This window comes from uncultured Formosa sp., assembly GCF_947500765.1.
Lineage (GTDB): Bacteria > Bacteroidota > Bacteroidia > Flavobacteriales > Flavobacteriaceae > Formosa.
This window is the reverse complement of the sequence record NZ_CANMTH010000082.1, coordinates 1-221: the sequence shown is the minus strand read 5'-3', so window position 1 is coordinate 221 and position 221 is coordinate 1. Positions and strand designations below refer to the sequence as shown.

The 221-nt window shown below is 50.2% G+C and carries 1 pseudogene; it reads left to right on the top strand.

Annotated elements, in window-relative coordinates:
* A pseudogene (locus tag Q1B05_RS18670) lies at positions 1-221 on the top strand (collagen-like protein); the annotation flags it as partial.

The window sequence follows — 221 nt, the reverse complement described above, 5'->3', positions numbered from 1 at the left end:
GATGGTGCAGTTGGAGCTCAGGGTCCTCAAGGTGTTGCAGGAGCCAATGGAGCTGACGGAACAAATGGTATTGATGGTGCACAAGGTCCTCAAGGAGAAACTGGTCCACAAGGTTTAGCAGGTGCAGATGGATCTTCAGCATATGAAATCGCAGTAGACGGTGGTTTCACAGGTACAGAAGCCCAATGGTTAGCGTCATTACAAGGAGCAGATGGTGCAGT